The 14,892-nt window shown below is 59.5% G+C and carries 13 protein-coding genes and 1 tRNA gene; 6 read left to right on the top strand and 8 right to left on the bottom strand.

The window, feature by feature from the left end; all coding sequences use genetic code 11:
• Positions 1-318 precede the first annotated feature (318 nt).
• Positions 319-1,611, top strand: a complete 1,293-nt coding sequence (gene purD, locus ACX80D_RS08950; protein WP_459322339.1) for a phosphoribosylamine--glycine ligase — start codon at positions 319-321, stop codon at positions 1,609-1,611.
• Positions 1,612-1,621: 10 nt separating this feature from the next.
• Positions 1,622-2,572: a phosphoribosylaminoimidazolesuccinocarboxamide synthase gene (locus tag ACX80D_RS08945; RefSeq protein ID WP_459322301.1), complete on the top strand. Its 951-nt coding sequence runs from the start codon at positions 1,622-1,624 to the stop codon at positions 2,570-2,572.
• Positions 2,573-2,749: 177 nt separating this feature from the next.
• Here ACX80D_RS08945 and ACX80D_RS08940 read toward each other — a convergent pair whose 3' ends face one another.
• From ACX80D_RS08940 to ACX80D_RS08915, 6 genes are all read right to left on the bottom strand, one after another.
• Positions 2,750-3,988 (bottom strand): helix-turn-helix domain-containing protein, encoded by a 1,239-nt coding sequence (locus ACX80D_RS08940; protein WP_459322300.1) that lies wholly within the window; start codon positions 3,986-3,988, stop codon positions 2,750-2,752.
• Between the two features lie 122 nt (positions 3,989-4,110).
• The gene (locus tag ACX80D_RS08935; RefSeq protein ID WP_459322299.1) at positions 4,111-6,105 is read right to left on the bottom strand and encodes a DUF6541 family protein; all 1,995 of its coding nucleotides are present in this window, start codon (positions 6,103-6,105) and stop codon (positions 4,111-4,113) included.
• 100 nt (positions 6,106-6,205) lie between these two features.
• The gene (locus ACX80D_RS08930; protein WP_459322298.1) at positions 6,206-6,559 is read right to left on the bottom strand and encodes a zinc ribbon domain-containing protein YjdM; all 354 of its coding nucleotides are present in this window, start codon (positions 6,557-6,559) and stop codon (positions 6,206-6,208) included.
• A 334-nt stretch (positions 6,560-6,893) separates the two neighbouring features.
• Positions 6,894-6,970: transfer RNA gene (locus tag ACX80D_RS08925), tRNA-Pro, on the bottom strand.
• Between the two features lie 175 nt (positions 6,971-7,145).
• Positions 7,146-8,096 (bottom strand): metallophosphoesterase, encoded by a 951-nt coding sequence (locus ACX80D_RS08920; protein ID WP_459322297.1) that lies wholly within the window; start codon positions 8,094-8,096, stop codon positions 7,146-7,148.
• A 12-nt stretch (positions 8,097-8,108) separates the two neighbouring features.
• Entirely contained in the window at positions 8,109-10,370 is a 2,262-nt protein-coding gene (locus ACX80D_RS08915; protein WP_459322296.1) for a transglycosylase domain-containing protein, read from the bottom strand.
• Positions 10,371-10,406: 36 nt separating this feature from the next.
• On the opposite strand from ACX80D_RS08915, the gene ACX80D_RS08910 reads away from it, so the two are divergent.
• From ACX80D_RS08910 to ACX80D_RS08900, 3 genes are all read left to right on the top strand, one after another.
• A complete protein-coding gene (locus tag ACX80D_RS08910) occupies positions 10,407-10,562 on the top strand; it encodes a DUF4177 domain-containing protein (RefSeq protein ID WP_170120892.1) in 156 nt (51 codons plus the stop codon).
• A 62-nt stretch (positions 10,563-10,624) separates the two neighbouring features.
• Positions 10,625-11,050, top strand: a complete 426-nt coding sequence (locus ACX80D_RS08905; protein WP_459322338.1) for a RidA family protein — start codon at positions 10,625-10,627, stop codon at positions 11,048-11,050.
• The gene (locus tag ACX80D_RS08900; RefSeq protein ID WP_459322295.1) at positions 11,034-11,978 is read left to right on the top strand and encodes an NUDIX hydrolase; all 945 of its coding nucleotides are present in this window, start codon (positions 11,034-11,036) and stop codon (positions 11,976-11,978) included. The genes ACX80D_RS08905 and ACX80D_RS08900 overlap by 17 nt, the downstream gene beginning before the upstream one ends.
• A 224-nt stretch (positions 11,979-12,202) precedes the next feature.
• On the opposite strand, the gene ACX80D_RS08895 is transcribed toward ACX80D_RS08900, so the two are convergent.
• Positions 12,203-12,880 (bottom strand): Crp/Fnr family transcriptional regulator, encoded by a 678-nt coding sequence (locus ACX80D_RS08895; RefSeq protein WP_038465875.1) that lies wholly within the window; start codon positions 12,878-12,880, stop codon positions 12,203-12,205.
• Positions 12,881-13,153: 273 nt separating this feature from the next.
• Between ACX80D_RS08895 and ACX80D_RS08890 the strand changes: the two genes are divergently transcribed.
• Entirely contained in the window at positions 13,154-14,338 is a 1,185-nt protein-coding gene (locus tag ACX80D_RS08890; protein WP_459322337.1) for a MarP family serine protease, read from the top strand.
• 47 nt (positions 14,339-14,385) lie between these two features.
• Here ACX80D_RS08890 and aroQ read toward each other — a convergent pair whose 3' ends face one another.
• On the bottom strand, positions 14,386-14,844 hold the full coding sequence (gene aroQ, locus ACX80D_RS08885; protein WP_459322294.1) for a type II 3-dehydroquinate dehydratase: 459 nt from the start codon (positions 14,842-14,844) through the stop codon (positions 14,386-14,388).
• Positions 14,845-14,892 lie beyond the last annotated feature (48 nt).

Raw genomic sequence — 14,892 nt, 5'->3', positions numbered from 1 at the left:
GGACTAACTAACCGCAAAGTAAATCGCGATCGATCTTCGCAAATTGCCAGGATTTCCTGATTTGGCGGGGCTGGAAGACCTCCCCATTGACTTGGTGGGTGACTGTTTAGGGTGATTCGCTGCGGAATCTCAGCCCTCTGGACATGAGATCCAGTTGAATTGTTACGGTGAAATGCTACTCTCCTGCTGTTCCTTGGCGGTGCCTAAGACTGCCTTCTGATGGCGATTGCTGCTGTGCGTGTCTCCGTGGTTCGGCCCTATGTGGACGGAACTCCCGCAACATACGGCCCCGAGGCTCAAGCCAAGTACCCTAGAGGGGTGAAGGTTTTAGTGATTGGCCCCGGAGGCCGCGAACACGCCATTGTCCGCTCGTTGCTCAGCGACCCCAACGTCAGTGAAGTGCACAGCGCACCTGGCAATGCCGGGATCGCGGCCATCGTACCTACCCATGAGATCAACGCCAGTGATCCTGCCGCCGTGGCAGCCCTGACGCTGAAGCTGGAAAGCGATCTGGTGGTTGTAGGGCCCGAGGCTCCCTTGGCAGCAGGTGTTGCCGACGCCATCCGTGCCGCAGGCATCCCGGTGTTTGGGCCCAGCAAGGAAGCTGCGCAGCTGGAAGCGTCCAAGGCGTTCGCGAAGATCGTTATGGCAGAAGCTCAGGTTCCCACGGCGATGGCCAAAGTTGCCGTTAATACTGAAGAAGCCGCCGATGCGCTCGACACCTTCGGGGCACCCTATGTGGTCAAGGACGACGGCTTGGCAGCCGGCAAGGGCGTAGTGGTCACCGATGACCGCGATGAGGCTTTGGCCCACGCCCAGTCCTGCTTTGACGTGGGCGGCACAGTTGTTATTGAAGAATTCCTTGACGGCCCCGAGGTTTCCCTCTTTGTACTGGCCGATGGTCGCACCGTCGTTCCGCTGGCCCCCGCCCAAGATTTCAAGCGCATTTTCGACGGCGATGAAGGTCCCAACACCGGCGGCATGGGCGCTTACTCCCCGCTGGAATGGGCCCCCGCCGGCCTAGTTCAGGAAGTTATTGACCGGGTTGCCCAGCCCACCATTGACGCCATGGCCCACCGCGGCACCCCCTTCACCGGTGTTCTGTACTGCGGACTGGCCCTGACTAGCCGCGGCACCCGTGTCATTGAATTCAACGCCCGTTTCGGCGACCCTGAGACCCAAGCCGTGCTGGCCCGCCTGAAAACCCCACTGGGTGGCGTTCTCATGGCGGCAGCCAAGGGCCAACTGGATGAGATCGATGAGTTGCGGTGGGCACCCGAGACCGCGGTCGCCGTCGTTCTTGCCAGCGAAAATTACCCCGAGGCGCCCCGTACTGGCGATAAGATCCGCGGTCTGAAGAAGGCCAACAGGCTCGACGGCGTGCACGTGCTGCATGCGGGCACCGGCACGGACGACGACGGCAGTACTGTGAGTGCCGGAGGTCGCGTACTCGCTGTGGTTGGGCTGGGTGTGGACCTCGAGGACGCCCGGGAAAAAGCGTACGCCGGCATGAATGAAATTTCACTGGAAGGTGGCCAGTACCGCACTGATATTGCGGCCAAGGCTGCCCGCGGGGAAATTACCGTGACCACGAACCCTTCACAGGCATAGGACTGTTTTTATGACTCTTGCTATTCCCGCAGCCCCCCTTCTGCCCGGCTGGAACCACGTTTACTCCGGCAAGGTCCGCGATTTGTATGTCCCGGCTTTGGCGGATGACTCTGTCGAATCTCAGACCCACTCGGTGACCCCGTTCGCAGGCCGCGACGATGTGGTTCTGGTGGTTGCTAGTGACCGGATCAGCGCCTTTGACCATATTCTCAGCACCGAAATCCCGGACAAGGGGCGCATCTTAACCGGGCTCAGCTTGTGGTGGTTTGAGCAGCTCAACGTCCCCAATCACCTGGTGGCCACCACTGTGGAAGACGGTGTTCCTGCGGCCGTAGCGGGCCGGGCCATGGTCTGCAAGAAACTGGAGATGTTCCCCATCGAGTGCATCGCCCGCGGCTACCTGACGGGTTCGGGGCTCACTGAATACCGCGCCTCGCAGACGGTGTGCAGCCTGCCGCTGACGGCCGGTTTGGAAGATGGGTCGCGTCTGGAACCGGCCATCTTCACACCGTCGGCCAAGGCAGAGGTGGGCGAACACGATGAGAACATCAGCTTCGCTCAGATGGTAGATACGGTAGGGGAGCACTCCGCCGAGTCGCTGCGCACATTGACCTTGGAAATCTACTCACGCGCTGAAGAAATTGCCCGCGAACGTGGCATCATTTTGGCCGACACTAAAGTGGAGTTCGGCACCGATCCAGCGACCGGCGTCATCACGCTCGGCGATGAAGTTCTGACTCCGGATTCCTCCCGCTTTTGGGATGCAGAGCTCTGGGCCCCGGGTCAGGCACAGCCCAGTTTTGACAAGCAGTACGTGCGGGATTGGCTGGCTAGCCCGGCATCGGGCTGGGATCGCGCCAGCGACACACCTCCTCCTGCGCTGCCCGCCGCTGTGGTGGAGCGTACCCGCTCACGCTATGTGGAAGCCTTTGAACGCCTGACAGGCACCAGGTTCGTGTAAGCACGTAGTCCTGTAATTCCGGATTACCCCCTTAACGAAACTGAGCTGTAGGACGTGGCGCTCAGGCCACTTTCTACAGCTCAGTTTCGTTTAAGCTTTGCGATCCCTACGTGGCACGCCGGCCGGCCAACCCGCCAACCCGCCAACCCCGGACCGAGACAGCCCAGCCAACTGACCCTAGACACCGCTAGGACTCAGTGCTTTCAGCAAATCCTGTGCCACGGCCGCCCTGTCCAACGCTCCGGCTACGGTGAACCGTTCGTGGGCATTTGAGTAGGCCGTGATGGCCTCTAGATGACGATCAGCAGCTTCCAAGGCATTGCCGAACAAGAGTGCCGAGTCGCCTGCGATGTGTGGAGCCAGCTGGTCCTTCTGCGCCTCGATCTTTTCCAGTAACTCCAGCGCCAGGGGCAGTTCATGATTGAGATAGTGCCAGCGGGCTCGCAACAGCGACACTTCAAGGGTTTCAGCAGGTGTTGCGCCAACCACTGAATGGGCTAGTTCGCTGCGCTCAATGGCCTGCAAGGTGGCAGGTTCCACAACGCCGGCCATGAGTCGCACCCACGCCGTCGCCTTGTTGAACTGGGCCCACCGGGATAGATCCGTGGCCGGCGAGAGTAACTGACTAGCCTTAGCGTGGTGTTCTAGCCCGGTGCGGACATCTTTGCGGATGAAGGCGACGTTGCCAATAACCCAGTGGATCTCGCCAGCCATTTGGGCCGGCGTCGAATCGGTGACAGCTTCGGATAGAGCAGTGGTGTGGGTCCATGCCTCGTCGAGTCGGCCCGCCTCGGTCAGGCCACCAACCAGCGTCTGCAGGGCCATAAGGTAGGCGCTAAACTCTTCGGCACTGTCGCCCGAGCCGATGCTGACGGCCAGGATTCCGTGTTCGATCGATTCCTGTAGATTGCCTTGGGCCAACATTGCTGCCGCCATAACCTGGTGGGCGCGGAGTGAGAGAGCATCACTTTCAACAGTGAGAGGATGCGCCACCAATGACTGCAATACTTTGGTGGCCTCGATGTTGTCACCCTGACGCAACAGCGAATTGGCGGCCAGGAAGATCATATTCCACCATGTCACCTGGTCCTTGGCGGTTTGGGCCAATTGCGCGGCCGCCTTTGCATGGGTAGCTGCGCCAAGGTAGTCCCGGGTGTCCCAGCACTGTTGAGCGCACAGCGACAATCGCAGGCAGTCACTTTCTGTTGTAGCCCCTTCGACCCAGTCCGCAACGGACGACGGCGCCACTTGGAGTTGCAGTGCCAACTGTTTGATGATGTCAACCGTCGGCTCACGGTGTGCGTTTTCCAATAACGAAACGTAGCTGGCCGAGTACAGATCTCCGCCCAGCTCTGCCTGTGTTAACTGTCTTGCAAGCCGCTCTTGTCTGAGCCGATCACCAAAACTGCTTCCCATAGAAGTTTCCTTATTTGTGTGCCTTATTGCCGGTCATCTTGCGCTGGCTCAACTCTATTGCCTTGGTACGTAATAGTCTCAGGTCATGTGACAAAAGTTGTCAATTTCCCCAAAATCTTGTCCTAAAGGCGAATGCCACCGCACGTGGTGAGCTTGTAGAGCTTGGCATGTCCTTCAGTGGCGACGAGGGTGAAGGCCTCCGAGTCTGCTGCCAAGGTAATGCCCGGATACAGCGACCTCGGGTCATTGAAAGCCGGAATATAGTCGGTGCCAAAATCTAGCAGGTAGCTCACGCCTTGCCGTTTTGCCGCAGCGCACACCTCAGGATCGCTGCCAACTCGGTTGAGCCAAAAGCGTAGGGTGTACAGATCCTCGTTCAGGTCTCCTTGTGAGCTGTACGGGAACAGCATCTGCTGATCTGCCAGCGCCATGGCCAGCGCAGAACCGTTGTACGGGTTATTGGCAATGACGTCATTGGTGGTGGTGTAGTCCGGCAGCCTATGGATCAACGCCAATTCCTGCGCATCAATCTGGGCCAAAGAGTTGGGCTCAGCCGGGACCTCAAACATGATGCCCACCTCTCCCTTCATCTGCCATAGCCCGGGGTTACTGAGGGCAAGTACGACGACGAGACCAGACGCCGCAGCTACCTTCCCCTTGCGCCGAAGCAGGGCAGGCGAAAGATTGCGAGCCCTGGCTTTACTGCCCAGCCAATCCATTGCCTGGACGAGGCCCAAGGCGGCCAGTGGAACGGCCAGCAGGGGCATCAGGGCAGCAATGCGTTCCGGGTTGTCCCACCAAGGCGCCATGGCAATGTTGGCCGGAACAAAGTTGGTGCCCGCCGTCAGTGGGTAGGTGAAAGCCAACAGCACTAACGCGGCCGGTAGCCAGCGCAGGCCCGGGCGGCGGAATCCGGCACGGACTCCCATCAAAACCAGGGCGGCTAATGCTAGCGCGGGGAACCAGATGGGGGCGGGTGCGTGGGTGAGGTTGCGGATCAGCGCCAACGGGAAGGATAGGAATGCTGGGCTGGTGTAGGAGAAAAGGCTGCGGATTTGTGGCAGCGTGTATAAGGCTGCCGCGGCAACTCCGAGAGCTACGATCAGCAACGTCACCCGGGCCCAGCCATGGGTGCGGCTGCGACGAAAACCGCCTCGCAGCCAGGCGTAAACCAAGTAGCCCAGCAGGGGAGTGAGCACCAACAAAATGCTAAAGACGCCATTGGGCTGGGCGGTGACAGCTCCGGGCAGAAACAGTACCACTAGGGTCAAGGCCTGTGCCGGTTCCAGGCCGTGGTGTCTGGACGGGCGAAGAATCAAGAGTGCCAAGCCGATTCCCACCGGCACCAGTGCGTTGGACAGTGCATTGGGGTAAGCGGAGCCGTATTGCAGCAACAGCCACGGGAAAGCAGGAAAGGCTGCAGCCAGAGCCGCCGCGCAAACTAGCAACAAGGGCCGTGCACCAAAGAGAACGCGCGTGAGGAACATGGCGCTCAAGGGCCACACCAACCCGGCAACTGCCAGCCACATAACGTTAGTGGCCGCCGGAATGCTGATGCCGGTGACGATCGCCAACAAACTTACTAAGCCGTGCCACGCGCCAGGATAAAACGAGGATTTGACGGTGGGCAGGATGAAGCTGGAAATCGCAAATGAGGAGGCATTTCCGGTGTCAACGGCGAATGCTGCAGCATTTAGATGGAACACAGAGTCGTAACCCTGGGTGAACTGCTCCGGCGTGCGGGCGACCAGTAACAACAACAATGTGGTGATGGCCAGAGCCGTTAAAGCACCAGTGACTCCGGCGCTGAGCCCAACACGGGACCGTGGTCCTGAAACCACCGCGATGGAGGTCAGCGCCGGAATGAAACGCCGGGCAGCCCACGCAGCAGCGGTGGTAATGGCCGTCCCCAAGAGAACTACGGGAATGCCCCAGCTCAGGTGGATCAACGGCGCCACTATGGCGCTGACAGATAGTACCGAGACCGATACGGCAGGGGCTAGGCACAGGGCAAGAAGTCCCCGAATCCGCAGGGCAGCCAATACGGCGGCCCCGGGCAGGGCAAGAATCAGTAGTGCCACCGCAAAGGCGGGCACTGCCTCAAACCAAGAAGTCACCCAAGAATCCTAGCGTCAGGCATCATGTTTGTTCCCAAGGTCATGGTTATTACAAGGACCATGCTCGCTCCGAAGACCAGGGCAGCCCGACGGTAGGTGCTCAAACCTTTTTGGCGATGCTGGACTTGAGCTTCATGGGCCCAAATCCGTCAACCTTGGCATCGATGTCGTGGCCATTGACCGGGGTGATAAGCCGGATGTTGCGGACCTTAGTGCCAATTTTTAGGTCCTGGGGGCTGCCCTTGACCTTCATGGTCTTAACGATACTGACGGTGTCGCCGTCGGACAGAACGTTGCCCACGGCGTCCTTAACCACGGTCTCTTTTTCGGCAGCTGCTTCGTTTTCTTCAGAGGGGGACCATTCGTGCGCGCATTCTGGGCACACCAAAAGTTCACCCATTTCATAGGTGTACTCGCAGTTGCATACGGGGCACGGGGAAAGTGTGTCGCTCATAGCGTCCATCTTAGTCGTTGGGAGAAAATGGGTTGGGTGCCAATTTCTAAGAATTACCCTCTTCCGGTGAATTCAGCCGTGAGGAAAGGTCGCTCTCCCCGGGCTAAACAGTCATATCTCACGGCTCAGTGCTTCATGGCTGGTTGCGTGGGGCGCTAACCCGCTAAGCCGGCCCAATAACGCCGCTTCGGTAAAATCCAAAACGCAGCTGATGCGATAAAAATTGCATTTTTGTCGCTTCTACTGCAGTCTCGAACAGATTCAGCGCATCAGCTGCTGTTTCGAAGTTAACTAAAAACAGTGACATCCGATGGATGCCACTGTTTCTATGTTTTGGTCGGGGTGACAGGATTTGAACCTGCGGCCTCGTCGTCCCGAACGACGCGCGCTACCAAGCTGCGCCACACCCCGATCCGCGCTCTTCCCTGACCAGTGACGGTCTGGAAAAGCAACCTCTCAAGAATAGCGGACGGAGGCCATGAATACGAAATCGAGCGGCAGGGCGGAGTTCCTGTCGGAGGACGGCTGAGGAAAAGTTAGAGCAAGCGATGGGGAACTGCAACAAGCTAATTCCGTTAAGGCTCAGCTACGCCTTCGCAGTCAAAGTCAAGACAACCGCCTCGGGGCGGCAGGCGAAGCGGAAGGGGGCCGTGCGGGAGGTGCCGATCCCCGCAGAGACATTAACCGGAGAAGTACGTCCTGCTGACTCCCAATCGTTGAGTCCTTTGGCGCGCCACGTGGGCAGATCGCAATTGCTCACCAGTGCACCGTATCCAGGTATGCAAACCTGACCGCCGTGGGTGTGGCCTGCCAGAATCAGATCGGCGGCGTCGGTGGTGAAATGGTCCAGAACACGCTGATAGGGAGCATGCACCACGGCGACCTTCACATGCGGGGCACTATCCTGACCCGCAGCGCCACGGGGCCAACCCGCATAGCGTTCCCGATTGAGGTGTGGATCATCCACGCCGCTGAAGTCGAAGCGGATTCCCTTGAGCGGGATGGACTGCGCCCGATTGGTCAGGTTGACCCAGCCACCCATGCCGAACCCAGCGTGCAACGCCTCCGTGTCCAGGGCGACGGGCGGGCGCTTGCTATCCGACCCGAGTTTGGAGGGTCCGGTGAAGTAGGCGAACGGGCTCCTCAGGCGGGGAGCGAAGTAGTCGTTGGAACCCGGGACAAAGACCCCAGGAAATTCCATGAGTGGTCCCAGCGCGTCCAACAGCGGCGCAATGGCCTTGGGGTGGCTGAGGTTGTCCCCGGTGTTGACCACCAAATCCGGCTGCAACGAGGCCAGCTCACGCAGCCAGCTAGTCTTCTTGCCCTGTCCCGGGGACAGATGAATATCCGAGAGGTGCAAAATGGTGAACGGATCGGATCCGGGTGGCAAAATGGCAAGCTGCTCCTCGCGGAGAGTAAACCAGTTCCGTTCAATCAAGGAGCCATACACAACGGCGCCCACACCGGCGGCAACGGCAAGCCCCGCCGCCGCTTTCACTGTGGTGAAGCGGGACGGGGCTGTTCGCATACTGGACATATGAGCGCTGCTCTAGTCTTTCTTGTCTTTGTTACTGGTATCGGGCTTAGAATCTGCCGGCTTCGAGTCAGACTCTTGCTTCTTGTCATCATTTGCGGACTTGGTTTCGGCGGGCGGTGGCGGGGGAGCTGGCGGGCTGATCATGCTAACCGGCGGCGGGGCGAAGCCACTCACATCGTAGTTTCCTGCGACCTGGTTCATGTAGCCCTGCCAGGCCTTGCCTGCGTAGGTTGAACCATCAACATACGGGATACGCTGGCCAGCAATGAGCTTGCCGTTCGTGGATTGGCCCTTAGCCTCCGGGTTGCCCACCCACGACGCCGTAGCCAAACCTTTGGTGTAACCAATGGTCCAGGTCTGCTCGGATTCGTTAGTGGTACCGGTCTTGGCGCCCGCCGGGTACTGCAGCGGGATGGCATAACCGGAACCATTTTGCAGCACCTGCTGGAGCACCATGTTCACGCCGGCAGCAACCTCGGGCTTGACGGTCTGCTTGCAATTGGCTCCCGGAACGGGGAACTTGTCACCCTTGACATTGGTAATGGATACCAGAGCGATAGGATCGCAACGCATTCCCCCGGAGGCGAAGGTGGCGAAGGCATTGGCCATGGTCATCGGAGCAACTTCGCCGCTGCCGAGCAGGCTACTGATGCTGGAGACGTCGTAGGGTTTGGTGACGTCACTGCCCTTGTGGATTCCGGTAGCCGTCATCATCTTCTGGATGTTGCAGATGTCCAGCTGGGCAGCAGTTGCCATGGTTGCGGTGTTCAACGACAGGTAGAGGCCTTCCCTTGCCGTATAGGTTCGGTAGTAAATACCGTTGGGTCCATCGGCGTTTTGCAGATCCTCGGCCACTTGGGGATCGGAGCTGTCGTAGTAGCCGCCGGTTACACCACAGCTGTTGTTCCACGGACGTGACTGGGGGTAGCGGCGCACTGAAGCGTCCACCCTGTCGTCAATCCTACGGCCGGCATTGAGCCACTCAGCAAAGGTGAAGGGCTTGATGGTTGAACCCACATCAAAGCCGCCGGAGCCGCCCAATGACTGACCGTTGGCGTCAAGACGATCAACAGCAAAGTTGTAGTCCGTCTTCCATTGACCTTCCGGCGGTGCCAGTTTGGTGTTCTGGGCCATGGCGAGGATTTTGCCGGTACCTGGCTGAACGGTGACAATCGCCTGGCCAACCTTGTCGGGGTTGTTGTCAATGGGCGCAAAGTTGGCGAACTGGGCCTGCGCGGCATCTTGCAGCACAGGATCCAGTGTTGTGGTGACGGTCAAGCCGCCCTGAAGCAGGACCTTGAGGCGGTCCTCGGCCGTTTTTCCGTAAGCCGGATCATTGACAAACAGATTCGCCACATACTCGCAGAAGTACTCGGCGCGTACAGCAGTGGTGCAACCGTTGCGGCTGGGCTGCACCTTCAAATCGATCTTGCTGGCTACAGCGTCCGCGTGCTGCTTAGCATCGATCATCCCCTGATCCAGCATGTGATCCAGGACCAAGTTGCGACGCTTGAGGGAATTCTCGGGATTGGCAATGGGATCGTAGATCTGCGGGCTATTGACCACACCTGCCAGCAGGGCAGACTGCTGCAGGTTCAAGTCCTTGGCGTGGACGCCGAAGTAGTTGTAGGCAGCGGATTCGATACCGAAGTTCCCGTTGGCATACAGCACCCAGTTCAGGTAACCCTGCAGGATCTCATCCTTGCTGTACTTCTTTTCGATGGCGATGGCCAGCTTGATTTCGCGGACCTTCTCGCCGACTCCTTTGTCGGCGCCGAGCTTAATCTTGTCGTACTCACCGTCCGCCGCATACGTCTGGATGATGACGTTGTTCACGAACTGCTGGGTGATGGTGGAAGCACCTTGGCGCCCGCCACCCTGAGCCATAGCCGTGACAGCACGCATCAAACCGCGGGTGTCAATGCCGCCATGATCGTAATAGCGCGCATCCTCCACCGCAATAATGGCGTTCTTCATAAACGGCGAGATCTGATCCAGCGGCACCTCGGTGCGGTTCTGGTCATAGAAGGTAGCCAGCAAAGACCCATCCGATGCCAGGATCTTGGACGACTGAGCCGGGGTCCCCACTGTCATCTCATCCGGTAGCTCGTCAAAGAGCGTGATGGAGGAGGTGGTAGTGGTGCTCGCCAGAGCCGCGGCCGGAACCATGAGCCCGGCCACCAGGACACCACAAATAGCGCTCACTCCGAGGAAGAGAACCAATTTGCCCAGCGTTGTGGCGGTATCGAAAATGGGGTGTTTTTTTGCTGCCATTTTTCCAGTTTACCGGCAGGGGCTACGCTTTGACGTATGACCAAATGGGAGTACTCTACGATTCCGCTGATTATCCACAACACCAAAGCCATCCTGGATAGCTGGGGCGACGAAGGTTGGGAGCTGGTTCAGGTTGTTCCGGGCCCCGACGGTCGCGGCTTGGTTGCTTACCTTAAAAGAGAGAAGGCGTAACCGTGAATACCGCGCCATCTCAAGGAAGTTCACGCATTGAAGCGCGTCTGGCTGAGCTGGGCATGAGCCTGCCAGCGGTCGCTGCGCCCGTGGCTGCCTACGTGCCGGCCATCATCTCTGGCAACCATGTTTACACCTCCGGGCAGCTGCCTTTTATTGACGGCAAACTCCCAGCCACCGGAAAAGTTGGTGCCGAAGTTTCCGCTGAGGACGCAAAAGCACTGGCCGCAACCTGCGCAATCAACGCCATTGCCGCCCTGAAAAGCGTTATTGGTGACCTTGATCGAGTCACCCGCATCGTGAAGGTCGTAGGCTTCGTGGCCTCAGATCCTTCCTTCACCGGCCAGCCCGGCGTCATCAACGGCGCCTCCGAGCTCTTGGGCCAAGTATTTGGAGAGGCAGGCGTCCACGCCCGCTCCGCTGTGGGAGTTGCAGTTTTACCTTTGGATTCACCCGTTGAGGTTGAGTTGATTGCCGAATTCCAGTAACAATCCAGCGGGTTTTCGGCCCGCAGGCAAGCGACTCTTCCCGCTAAACGCAAGTCAGCGGGAGGCCGCACAAGCCTGGCTGGATTTTGGTGGGCGTACGCCCAGCAAGCCCCGACCGGCGTCGTCGGTGGTGCTGTTGAAAGACAGCCCCGCCGGCCTCAAGACCTTTTTGACGTACCGTCCGGGCGGATCGCCGCTGGGCGCCGTAGCGTTTCCGGGGGGAGCCGTTGAACCCGCGGACGACGACGTCACCGACTGGGTGGGACCCTCTCCTGGTGCGTGGGCCAAGAGCCTTGGAATAGAAGATATTGGGCTGGCCAAGCGCCACGTGGTGGCCGCCATCCGGGAAACTTTTGAAGAAACCGGGGTACTGCTCGCGGGCGCTGATGCAGGTTCCCTTGCCGAGGCACTCGGTGGCCCGGAATGGATGCGGTCGCGGGAAGCCATTGCCACGCAGGAGACTACTTTTGCGGCGTTGTTGACCCGCTATAGTTTGGCTTTGCGGACTGATCTGCTCAAACCGCTGAGCCACTGGCTGAGTCCCGACTTCGCCCATAGGCGCTTCGATACGCGCTACTTTGCCGCGGCGTTGCCGATTGGTCAGGAACCGGCGCTGCTCACAAGCAAGGGCGTTTGGGGCCGCTGGGCTAGTGCCAGCGAAATTTTGGCCGACCGGAACAGCACCGCGTTGGGTGATGAAATTGGGCTTCCGGTCACCAACGGGCAGAGTCTCGATGAGCTATTGGTTCCCGGCGTGGAAATTATTCTGGAAAAGATTGCTGCCGCCCGCGGCTGTATCGCTTACTTGAACCACAAGCGGCCCATAAATGAGTATCAGCCGGCCCTGGTGGTGGACGCCGACGGTGAGTTCAACCTCGAAGTGGCCACGGCGCCAGCGTCCGAAGGTGCGCCCTGCCGGGAGCGCTAACGTCCCGCCTTTTATAACTCTCACGACGCTACCGCAGCAATGGTTGCTTTTTTGCCGACGCTATCGCAGCATGCGGCTCGTGAGAGGCCAATGAGTGGGAGAGCGTCCGTCAGAAACTGACCATTGATGCGATAGCGTTGGGGTGGTTTTCGACTTAAAGTGCGACGCCGGTCCGGTCACCATAAGGTGACATGGCCGGCGTCGTACGTCTTAGTGTGGTGCGGTTAGCGTGAACGCTGGCGCAGGCGGTTGACATCCAGGATGACTACGGCGCGGGCTTCCAGGCGGAGCCAGCCGCGCTGGACGAACTCGGCCAAGGCTTTGTTGACGGTTTCGCGTGAAGCGCCTACCAGCTGGGCCAGTTCCTCCTGCGTGAGCTCGTGAGCTACGAGGATGCCGTCAGTTGCCGGACGGCCAAAACGATCTGCCAGGTCAAGGATGGCCTTGGCCACGCGGCCGGGGACGTCCGAGAAGACCAGATCGGAGAGGTTGTCGTTGGTGCGGCGCAGGCGGCGAGCCAAGGCCTGCAGCAACTGCATGGATACCTCGGGACGGTTGCGCAGCAAAGCGTTGAGGGATTCGTTCTTCAAGCCGGCCAGGCGAGTCTCGGAGACTGCGGTGGCCGTGGTGCTGCGGGGGGCCGGATCAAAGAGTGCCATTTCACCAAAGAGCTCGCCCGGGCCGAGGATGGCAACGAGTGACTCGCGGCCGTCAGAAGAGGTGCGCCCCAACTTCACTTTGCCGGAAACGATGAAGTAGAGCTGGTCGCCCTGATCGCCTTCGCGGAACACTGAAGCTCCGCGAGAAAGATCAACCTCTGCCAGTTCGTCGGTCAAAAGGCGGAAGGCCTCGTCGTCGAGCGTGGCAAAAAGTGGTGCGCGGCGCAATACCTCGATGTCCATGAAATCTCCTAATGCTAAGTAGCTAAAAAAGTTATGACCTGTTATTGATTCTTTCAGATGTTTTCCCATTTTGTGACCAATTTGGCATTGGTGACGTTCATTGTCAGCATATTGGCAGGCTCTAGAGGCTAGAGGCCCAGCAGAATCAGTGTCTAAGGCGGTAACATGTTCCTTTGGGCATGTCACATGTCCGAAACCGACCTTCCGCATTCACGCCGCTCTCTCGCAGTGCTGGTGCTGGACGGAGCGGCAATGATGGGAGCGCACCACACCGTGTTTGGTTTTTCCTGGCTTGATGCGTTACTAATTCTGTGGTTGCTGTGGCAGCTGATTTACGGGCTCAAAGTAGGGCTGGTGGCGAGCTTAGGCGGCCTTGCCGGTTTTATTGCCGGAGCGTTCGGCGCATTCTTTGCGGCCCCCTTTATTAGCCAATATGCACCGAGTCCGGGCTGGCGCACAACTATGGTCATCGGCGCCACAGTTGTGTTGATTGCTCTGGGCCATGCGCTGGGCTTGAAGATCGGCAACGCCATTGGGCGCGGCGTCAGAAGCGATTCTATTCGTGCCGTGAACCGCCTTCTGGGCGGGGCAATGAACGTGGCGGTCGGTGCGCTGGTCATTTCCATCCTCGCCTTCGGTGTGGGCAACTTGGGTATCCCGCTGGTGTCTGAGCAGCTGGGTAAATCGCAGGTTATTTCCCGCATTGAGGCGTGGACGCCGAATCCGGTGAAGTCAGCCGTGGCTCAAGTACGTTCTCTGGTGCTGCAGGAAGGCATCCCGGCCCTACTCAACCCCACAGGGCCCAATGTGGAGGTGGCAGCACCTAACGCCGACACCAACACCTCAGCATGGAACGCTGCAGCCGAATCTGTCATGAAAATTTCCGGCACAGCCTTCCAATGTGGCCAAAACCAGACCGGCACGGGCTTCGTGGTCTCTCCCGGACGCGTGGTCACCAATGCCCACGTCGTGGCCGGTGTTTCGATGCCCATGGTGCAGACTCAGACCCAGGGCGCCCTGCCTGCACGTGTGGTGTACTTCGACCCCGTCGCTGACCTGGCTGTGCTCGCCGTCGACTCCCTCAATGCCGCGCCGCTGCCCTCGGCCGGAACCCTGCCCGGGAACACGGATGCAGCGTTTGCCGGTTACCCTCTGGGCGGTCCCTTGCAGGTCCGCCCGGCAACGGTCCTGTCCTCGGGGCCCATGCTGGTTCCGGATATTACCGGTGGCGAGAAATCGGCTCTTGATGTCTACCAGCTGGCTGGAAATGTACAGTCAGGGAACTCCGGCGGCCCGCTCCTGGACCGCGACGGACGCGTGGTGGGAGTGGTTTTCGCCAAGGCCACCACAACCGAGAACATTGGGTTCGCGCTGACCATGGAAGAAGCGGGGCCTGTGATCGCAGCGGCCCCCGCCCTCAGCAGCCCGGTGGGGGCAGGTTCCTGCAAGGTGGGGTAACGCCTGGTAACGGAGTTCCAGAGCGCTGAGTCCTAGAGCGCTGAGTCCTAGGCGAGTGTCTTGTCGAAGTAGTTCACGGCCAGCTCGTAGCCGTGGACGCCTGCGCCCACGATGACGGCACTGCATACTGCCGAGAGGTAGGAATGGTGACGGAATTCCTCGCGCTGATGAACGTTAGAAATGTGTACCTCCACCGTGGGAAGCTCGACGCCGGAAATCGCGTCCCGCAAAGCCACCGAGGTATGCGTGTACGCGCCTGCGTTGATGATGATGCCCACAGCCGTGCCTCGCGCGGCATGGATCGCATCCAGCAGCGCCCCCTCGTGGTTGGACTGCAGGCACGTAGTGCTGAATCCTGCGGACTCGGCAGCCGCCTCGGTGAGATGTTCGACGTCGGCCAGGGTACTTGAGCCGTAAATCGCAGGTTCGCGTGTCCCCAAGAGGTTGAGGTTGGGTCCGTTGAGGATCAGCAAGGTGCCGCGGTCCGTAGCGTGGGAGGAAGTCATGGCTTAATAATGCCCTTAAATGAGGCTGCCCGGGTCTCGATGGGCTCG

It is taken from the genome of Arthrobacter sp. Sr24, assembly GCF_054511175.1.
Note: the sequence above shows the minus strand (reverse complement) of the source record. Positions and strands in the feature narration are given on the sequence as shown.

Bases quoted from the DNA above. Each gene is read 5' to 3' on its own strand.
- ACX80D_RS08945 (WP_459322301.1), top strand. From the start codon at position 1,622: ATGACTCTTGCTATTCCCGCAGCCCCCCTTCTGCCCGGCTGGAACCAC.
- ACX80D_RS08940 (WP_459322300.1), bottom strand. From the start codon at position 3,988: ATGGGAAGCAGTTTTGGTGATCGGCTCAGACAAGAGCGGCTTGCAAGA.
- ACX80D_RS08915 (WP_459322296.1), bottom strand. From the start codon at position 10,370: ATGGCAGCAAAAAAACACCCCATTTTCGATACCGCCACAACGCTGGGC.
- ACX80D_RS08905 (WP_459322338.1), top strand. From the start codon at position 10,625: ATGAGCCTGCCAGCGGTCGCTGCGCCCGTGGCTGCCTACGTGCCGGCC.
- ACX80D_RS08910 (WP_170120892.1), top strand. From the start codon at position 10,407: ATGACCAAATGGGAGTACTCTACGATTCCGCTGATTATCCACAACACC.
- ACX80D_RS08930 (WP_459322298.1), bottom strand. From the start codon at position 6,559: ATGAGCGACACACTTTCCCCGTGCCCCGTATGCAACTGCGAGTACACC.
- ACX80D_RS08895 (WP_038465875.1), bottom strand. From the start codon at position 12,880: ATGGACATCGAGGTATTGCGCCGCGCACCACTTTTTGCCACGCTCGAC.
- aroQ (WP_459322294.1), bottom strand. From the start codon at position 14,844: ATGACTTCCTCCCACGCTACGGACCGCGGCACCTTGCTGATCCTCAAC.
- ACX80D_RS08920 (WP_459322297.1), bottom strand. From the start codon at position 8,096: ATGTCCAGTATGCGAACAGCCCCGTCCCGCTTCACCACAGTGAAAGCG.